6 protein-coding genes are annotated in these 7189 nt (G+C 32.9%); 4 read left to right on the top strand and 2 right to left on the bottom strand.

Annotation, left to right across the window (positions count from 1 at the left end; translation table 11 throughout):
- Positions 1 to 83 precede the first annotated feature (83 nt).
- Positions 84 to 1586: an LCP family protein gene (locus tag AC1VAQ_RS20455; RefSeq protein ID WP_479904477.1), complete on the top strand. Its 1503-nt coding sequence runs from the start codon at positions 84 to 86 to the stop codon at positions 1584 to 1586.
- A gap of 91 nt (positions 1587 to 1677) precedes the next feature.
- Here AC1VAQ_RS20455 and AC1VAQ_RS20460 read toward each other — a convergent pair whose 3' ends face one another.
- Together AC1VAQ_RS20460 and AC1VAQ_RS20465 are read right to left on the bottom strand one after the other, a co-directional pair.
- Positions 1678 to 2742: a tyrosine-type recombinase/integrase gene (locus AC1VAQ_RS20460; RefSeq protein WP_479904478.1), complete on the bottom strand. Its 1065-nt coding sequence runs from the start codon at positions 2740 to 2742 to the stop codon at positions 1678 to 1680.
- Between the two features lie 3 nt (positions 2743 to 2745).
- On the bottom strand, positions 2746 to 3471 hold the full coding sequence (locus AC1VAQ_RS20465) for a tRNA 2-thiocytidine biosynthesis TtcA family protein (protein ID WP_302598534.1): 726 nt from the start codon (positions 3469 to 3471) through the stop codon (positions 2746 to 2748).
- A 416-nt stretch (positions 3472 to 3887) separates the two neighbouring features.
- On the opposite strand from AC1VAQ_RS20465, the gene AC1VAQ_RS20470 reads away from it, so the two are divergent.
- The 3 genes from AC1VAQ_RS20470 to AC1VAQ_RS20480 all read left to right on the top strand — a co-directional run bounded on the left by AC1VAQ_RS20470 (position 3888) and on the right by AC1VAQ_RS20480 (position 6670).
- Positions 3888 to 4832, top strand: a complete 945-nt coding sequence (locus AC1VAQ_RS20470; protein WP_302598532.1) for a calcium/sodium antiporter — start codon at positions 3888 to 3890, stop codon at positions 4830 to 4832.
- A gap of 183 nt (positions 4833 to 5015) precedes the next feature.
- Positions 5016 to 5990 (top strand): glycosyltransferase family 2 protein, encoded by a 975-nt coding sequence (locus AC1VAQ_RS20475; protein ID WP_302598530.1) that lies wholly within the window; start codon positions 5016 to 5018, stop codon positions 5988 to 5990.
- Complete coding sequence (locus AC1VAQ_RS20480) at positions 5990 to 6670, top strand: MBL fold metallo-hydrolase (RefSeq protein WP_302598529.1); 681 nt, start codon at positions 5990 to 5992, stop codon at positions 6668 to 6670. Before AC1VAQ_RS20475 ends, AC1VAQ_RS20480 begins: the two co-directional genes overlap by 1 nt.
- The last annotated feature ends 519 nt before the right edge of the window (positions 6671 to 7189 follow it).

Raw genomic sequence — 7189 nt, forward strand, 5'->3', positions numbered from 1 at the left:
GTATTAAGGAAATATTAATATTCTTTTATATATAAATTAAAAAACTATGTGATATATATGATTTTTTATGGTAAAATCATATAATGAGGTCTGTAATCAAATTAGATACACTAAGAGAGGTGAAGGAAGTGATCATTGATCCGAATGGCAAATTAAATAAAAAAGTGCTGAGAAATGCCTTGATTATATTTGTTGCCTTATGTGCTGTAGTTGGCATAGGGGCGTTTGCAATTAAAATGATTTACGATCGTATTGTAATAAAAGAAGATAAAAAGGCTCTTGCGAGTATACCAGTATATGATAGAAATGAAACTGAAGCAGAAGGAGACTTAAATCAAAATATTGCTATATTTGGTGTAGATAAAGATGGCTCGAGAACAGATGTTATCTTTGTAGTTAACTTTAATACGCAGACAGATGCAATTAAGGTCATTGCTGTCCCAAGGGATACAAAAGTTGCATGGACAGAGTATCAACAAAATAAGATGGCAGAGCTTGGAAAAGGCTATCATGAGTATAGTAAAATTACTGAAATGAGTGCATATGGCGGCCTTGATAATTTACGATATTTTACAGTGAATACTTTAGAAGATATTATGGGGATTCGCATTGACCATTATGTAGTCGTTAATATTGATGCCTTTCGTAAAATTGTAGATGCTGTAGGCGGTGTAGAAGTAGATGTCCCAAGACGTATGAAGTATACTGACAATTGGCAGGACTTACATATTGATTTACAGCCAGGGCTTCAAACTTTAAATGGTGAGCAAGCAGAGGGCCTTGTACGCTGGCGTCATAATGAGGATTATAGTGAGCAGTATGCTGAAGGAGATGTGGGGCGAATTGAAACCCAGCAACTTTTCTTAAAGGCACTTGCACATAAGGTTATTAATGAATCTACACCAGCAGATCTATTAAAAATGGCAACAGCCGTTTATAGTGACCTCAAGACAGATATTAAGCTTGGTGAAGTAAAAGATTATTTAAAATATGTTTCGCAGTTTAAAGCTGAAAATATCACATTTGCAACATTACCTGGTGAAGCTGTGCGACAAGATAAGTGGTACTATATTTTAGACCAAGCAGAGGTTGATGCCTTTATGCAAAAGATTATCTATAACCGTGATGTACCAATTATAAGAGAAGATGTTACAACTACGACAGGTAAAAGTGCTACTTCTGTAGAGGAATCTAATAGCTCAGATTGGACACCTAAACAAGAGGAAGAAATCTATCCAGAATATGAACAAGAAGATACAGATGATAGGGTGATAGAATTACCATTACCAGAGGAGTCACCAGTTGTTTCGGAAACACCAACAGAGGAGAATACCGAAACACCAGAAAAACCTGTACAAACACCAGAGATAGAAAATAATACGACTCCTGAAGGAAATGTAAATTCAGTACCAACGGAAGTTATACCACCTACAGAAACAGTTCCACCAGTAGAACAACCTATCGTACAACCTAGTACACCAGTAGTAGAACCTACAACACCAGTTATTGAATCACCGGCATCATCAAATACTTTTACAGATACAACAATTCAAACGACAGACGGTATTGAACAACCTATTAGTTAATTAATGCCATAAGATGATATTAAGAAAAAACGCTACGCACTTTATACATTTAAAGTGTGTAGCGTTTTTTTAGTTTAAAGCTATATACAGGCTATTCTTCTCTCAGTTTAATGATTGATGCAGCATAGCGCTTACGGGCATCATCCATTTGTGCATAGTGCTTTTTAGTAGTATTAACATCTTTATGACCTAAGACATCCGCTACAAGATAAATATCACCTGTTTCTTGATAAAGCTGAGTCCCATATGTTGCACGAAGCTTATGAGGGGTAATTTTCTTAAGATTTGTGACATGACTACTGTATTTTTTTACAAGGAGCTGGACGCTACGTACTGAAATACGTTTATTTTGCATGGATAAGAAGAGTGGATTGTCTAAATCCTTACAAGGTTTTGCCTTGCGTTCTATTATGTATGCTTTTAAGAGCTGTTCAACTTCCTGACCAAAGTATACAATGGTTTCGTTACCACCCTTGCGAGTGATTTTAAGCCCGTTATAATTAAAGTCTACATCATCTAAATTAAGTCCCACGCATTCAGAAACACGAATACCGGTGCCAAGTAATACGGCAATAAGTGCCAAATCGCGTTGCTTAGTAAACTCGTGATACATTTTTTGTTTATCAGTTAAGTGTTCTCCAGATTCCACCACATCTAAGAGTTTAGCGATTTCATCAATATCTAATTTAATGATAGGTTTTTCGTAAATTTTAGGCATATCGACAAGCGATGTAGGATTATAATGAATACGCTCTTGTTTATAAAAATAATGATACATTGTCTTTATAGATGCTAACTTTCTAGCCTTTCCATTTTGACCATTTTGATGTGATATAACATCTTCTTGGCTAGGTCCACTTTTAGCTTCATAATAAGACAAATATTCTAAGTACATCTCTAATTCTCGAGGCGCTACCTTTTCTAAATGCTCTAAAGTAATAGCTTTAATACTAGGAAGTTCTTTAAAGCGGTCAATATTTTCATATAGGTACTTTAGAAAAATACGAATATCATAAGCATAGGCCATACGGGTATTTGCACTTGTTTTGGGTTCAAGCCCTCTAAAAAAATCAAAAATAAAGCTGGGGAGTTCTTGTAAGAGCTCCCTTGTTTTAAGGGTTACATATTTTTGACGATCTTCTTGGTAGCTAGACATATTTTATGCCTCCTTGTTTTGCCAACCTTCAATCTGGCTGCGTTGCACAGCACCAAAGATATGGTCTTGCACACGTGGAATTTCTTTTTGAATTGCATAAATAAGTTGTTTTGTATCTTCTCTTTTTGTCTTACCATCTACAGGACAAGGACTTTTCACAACAGGTAAAGCTTCTCTTTTTACAAAACCACGGATATCACCTTCAGGGACATAAATAAGTGGTCTGATAATATGAAGATCTACTTGGTCCATATATGTTTTAGGTGCCATTGTATGAATGCGCCCTTCATAAAGTAAAGACATAAGTAGCGTTTCATTAATGTCATCCTTATTATGACCTAGAGCAATTTTAGTACACCCTAGCTTCTTTGCATAATCATATAATGCGCCTTTACGCATTTTAGAGCAGAGAGAGCAAGGATTAGATTCCTTACGAATATCAAAAATAATTTTACCTATTTGGGTATCTACAACTTCAAAAGGGACTTCTAACTTCTCAAAGAAATCATGTACCCCTGTTAAGTCAAAATTATCAAAGCCAAGTGATACTGTAATACCTACGATATCAAATTTCTTTGGATAAAAGCGCTGTAATTGACGAAGTGCTAAGGCTAAGATGAGACTATCTTTACCACCAGAAATGCCAATCGCAATACGATCGCCCTCTTGAATCATATCATAGTCTTGTACGGCACGTCGTACATAGCTTAATAAATGTTGCTCTTTCATTCGTTCCTCCTAAGCCAACACTTTAAAAGTATCTTATTAAAAATATCTTAATGTTAAATGTAATATTAATTCTATTTTATTATAGCATGATTCTTTAAAAGGACAAGGCAAGGAGCAGTGATTGGATAAAGAAACAGAACAAATGTTCGAATGTGTAAAAATAGACATTTTGATTAATTAAGCGATTTTGACTAAAAAACATCCCTTTTTTATCAAAAAACATGCTTTTTAAGAAACATCTTTAATAATAACGAAAGAAAAAATGCCCTTTTTTATAATCTCGAACATGTGTTTGCAAGGTTGATTCATTCGATCTTGTAAGCAGATGAATCATTAGAATAAATTTCAACAAAACTGGCAAAACTTATAATAGTATGTAACACATGTGATAGTATTGCTAAGGGAGGACATTTAAAGTGGCTTATATTTTATTAATTATTGGCTTTATATTACTTGTAAAGGGAGCCGATTACTTTGTAGATGGTAGTTCATCTATTGCTCAAATATTTCATATTCCTACAGTTATTATTGGACTTACCATCGTTGCCTTTGGTACAAGCGCACCAGAAGCAGCAGTTAGTATTACAGCTGCACTAAAGGGACAAAATGATATTGCTATGGGCAATGTTATTGGATCGAATATATTTAACACACTTGTTGTAGTAGGTGGTTGTGCTATGATTAAACCACTACATGTAGAAAACTCTATTTTAAAGAAAGATTTTCCATTTTCAATTTTAGTAACAGTTGCCTTATTTATTTTGGGAGCAGATGTGTTTTTTTATGGTAATATAGGTAATGTATTAAGTCGAAGTGATGGTTTAGTTCTTATTTTATTCTTTGTGATATTTATTTATAGTATGATTAGCTCTGCCCTAAAAAGTGAAAAGAAGGAAGAGGAGCAGCCACCCAAGTATAGTTTAGGTAAAGGAATTTTAATTGCTTTAATTGGTATTGTAGGCATTATTGTAGGTGGACAACTTGTGGTAAATAGTGCTTCAGATATTGCGATTTCTTTTGGACTTAGCGAAACATTAGTAGGGCTTACTATTGTAGCAGTGGGAACATCTCTACCAGAACTGGTTACTAGTTTAGTTGCAGCCAAAAAAGGGGATAGTGATATTGCCATGGGAAATGTAGTAGGTTCTAATATTTTTAATATCTTATTAGTATTGGCACTTTCAGCAAGTATTCACCCTATTAATGTTAATATACTTTCCATATATGATTTAATTATTTTATTGGGTATCAGTATCTTGACATATATATTTGCGTGGACGAAGAGAAGTGTAGGAAGAGTAGAAGGAGGCATTTTGGTTGTACTCTATATTCTATATATGATTTATATTATTATGCGCTAAAAGGCTAACTTAAAAATAAAGAAACAAATATTAGTTTATAAAAACTAGAGATTTCCTTAAATAAAGTCTCTAGTTTTTGTATGTATAATTTTGAAAATATATATACATTAAGATATAATAAAAAGAGTAGTAAAAAAGAATACGTTACAACATAGATATCATTTATGTAAAGGATGGGATTATATGAACCAATTGTGGCTAGTAGTGCCTTGTTATAATGAAGAAGAAGTTTTACCAGAGACATCTAGTCAACTTCAAATTATTATGAAAAAACTTATGATGAAAAATAAAATTTCTAAAGAAAGTCGTATAGCCTTTGTTAATGATGGTTCAAAAGATAACACTTGGAAGATAATTCAAAAGCTTACTGAAACAAATGAGATTTTTGTAGGAATTAATTTAGCACGCAATAGAGGACATCAAAATGCACTTTTAGCAGGTTTAATGACTGCTAAAACATATGCAGATTGTGTGATTTCATTAGATGCCGATTTACAAGATGATGTAGGGGTAATCGAGAAGTTTGTGGATGCATACGTAGCAGGTAATGATGTTGTTTATGGCGTAAGATCAGCTAGAGAAACAGATACATTTTTTAAACGTTTTACAGCAGAAAGTTTTTATAAAATTATGCATTTTTTAGGCGTAGATATTGTGTATAATCATGCAGACTATCGTTTAATGAGCAAAAGAGCATTGGAGGGGTTAGCAGAATTTGATGAGGTTAATTTATTTCTTAGGGGTATTGTGCCACAAATAGGTTACCCTTCAACAACTGTGGAATACGAACGCCATGAACGGTTAGCTGGAAAATCTAAATATCCATTAAAGAAGATGCTAGCATTTGCTTTTGAAGGGATTACTTCATTTACAATTGCACCTATACGCATTGCAACAATATTAGGCGGACTAGCTTTTATGATTAGTATGATTATGTTGTTATACTGTTTAGTTGTGCACTTTATGGGGAAGACAGTGAGCGGTTGGGCAAGTTTAAGCGTATCTATCTGGGCATTAGGCGGTCTACAATTACTAATGTTAGGTGTAGTTGGTGAATATGTAGGTAAAGTATATTTAGAAGCAAAGCATCGCCCTAAATATATTATAGAGTCTATTATTTATCATAGGAATAAACTAACAAAGGAGAAGAGAGAATAATGGTATCTGAAACATTTGATTTATATATTTTAAAAGATGAGGAAACACCATATAAAACTTATACTTATATAGTAGTAGCAAAACAGACAAAGGAGGCTGTTATTATTGATCCAGCATGTGGAGAAGAAAAATTAGTAACGTTAATTACTAATTCAGAGCTTAAACCACGGTGGGTACTCTTAACACACATACATCAGGATCATATTCGGCAAGTAGAATGGTTAACTAAAAATTTTAAAATAAAGGTAGGACTTGGCATAGATGAGGCTCATTTTTATGATTATTATGTACCGCATATGGAGCTACTTCATGATTATGAGCAAATACATATTGGGGATATTTTAATTACATGCTTACATACTCCAGGACATACAAAGGGAAGCATGTGTTATTTTATAGAAGGTAACTTATTTACTGGAGATACAGTATTTATAGAGGGCTGTGGAATTTGTAGTGAATTAGGGGGTTCAGCTTATGAAATGTTTGATAGTATTCAGAGACTTAAACAAATAATTCCTAATACAACTGAAATTTATCCAGGTCATTGTTATGTAGCCTTACCAGGAAAACAAATGGCATATTTGTATGACAATAATATTTATTTCATGTTAGATGATCAAGAAAGCTTTGTAAATTTCCGAATGCGTAAAAATCAAAAGTATCTTTTTGATTTTAAATAAATTGGTAATTAAAAATAGACATTGCACAGATGCTAAAAAAAGCAAGGGGTGTTGTTCAGCGAGATAAAAGTTTATAGATTAAGATGACTACAAACAAAATGGCTATAACCATAATAAAATCAATGGTTATAGCCATTTTATTATGAAAAAGTTTTTTTGCTATCTCTTTACTTTTACCTCATTGTAAAATGAGGCAAAAGTAGAGAGATAATGTAATAATGAGGAAAAGGTGAAGAGATATTTTACAGAAATAAATAAAATGAAGTAAATCTTTGTATTTAATAGACAACAGCTATTTAAAGGAGTATTTTATTTAAAGTACTTACCAGTAAAAGTTTAGAGATAATGGACAGTTGAAGAGGATAATAAAATGTAGGCATATGTTGTGACAGCATCAAATAAATGTTAGAATATTGTAAAAAAGATTAATATATAAGTCTGATTGTTTGATTAAAATATAGAATTCATAAGCGTAAACTTAAAACTAAATCTTTCCAGTAACAAAAATAATAAAAATGG

It is taken from the genome of Cellulosilyticum sp., assembly GCF_982396655.1.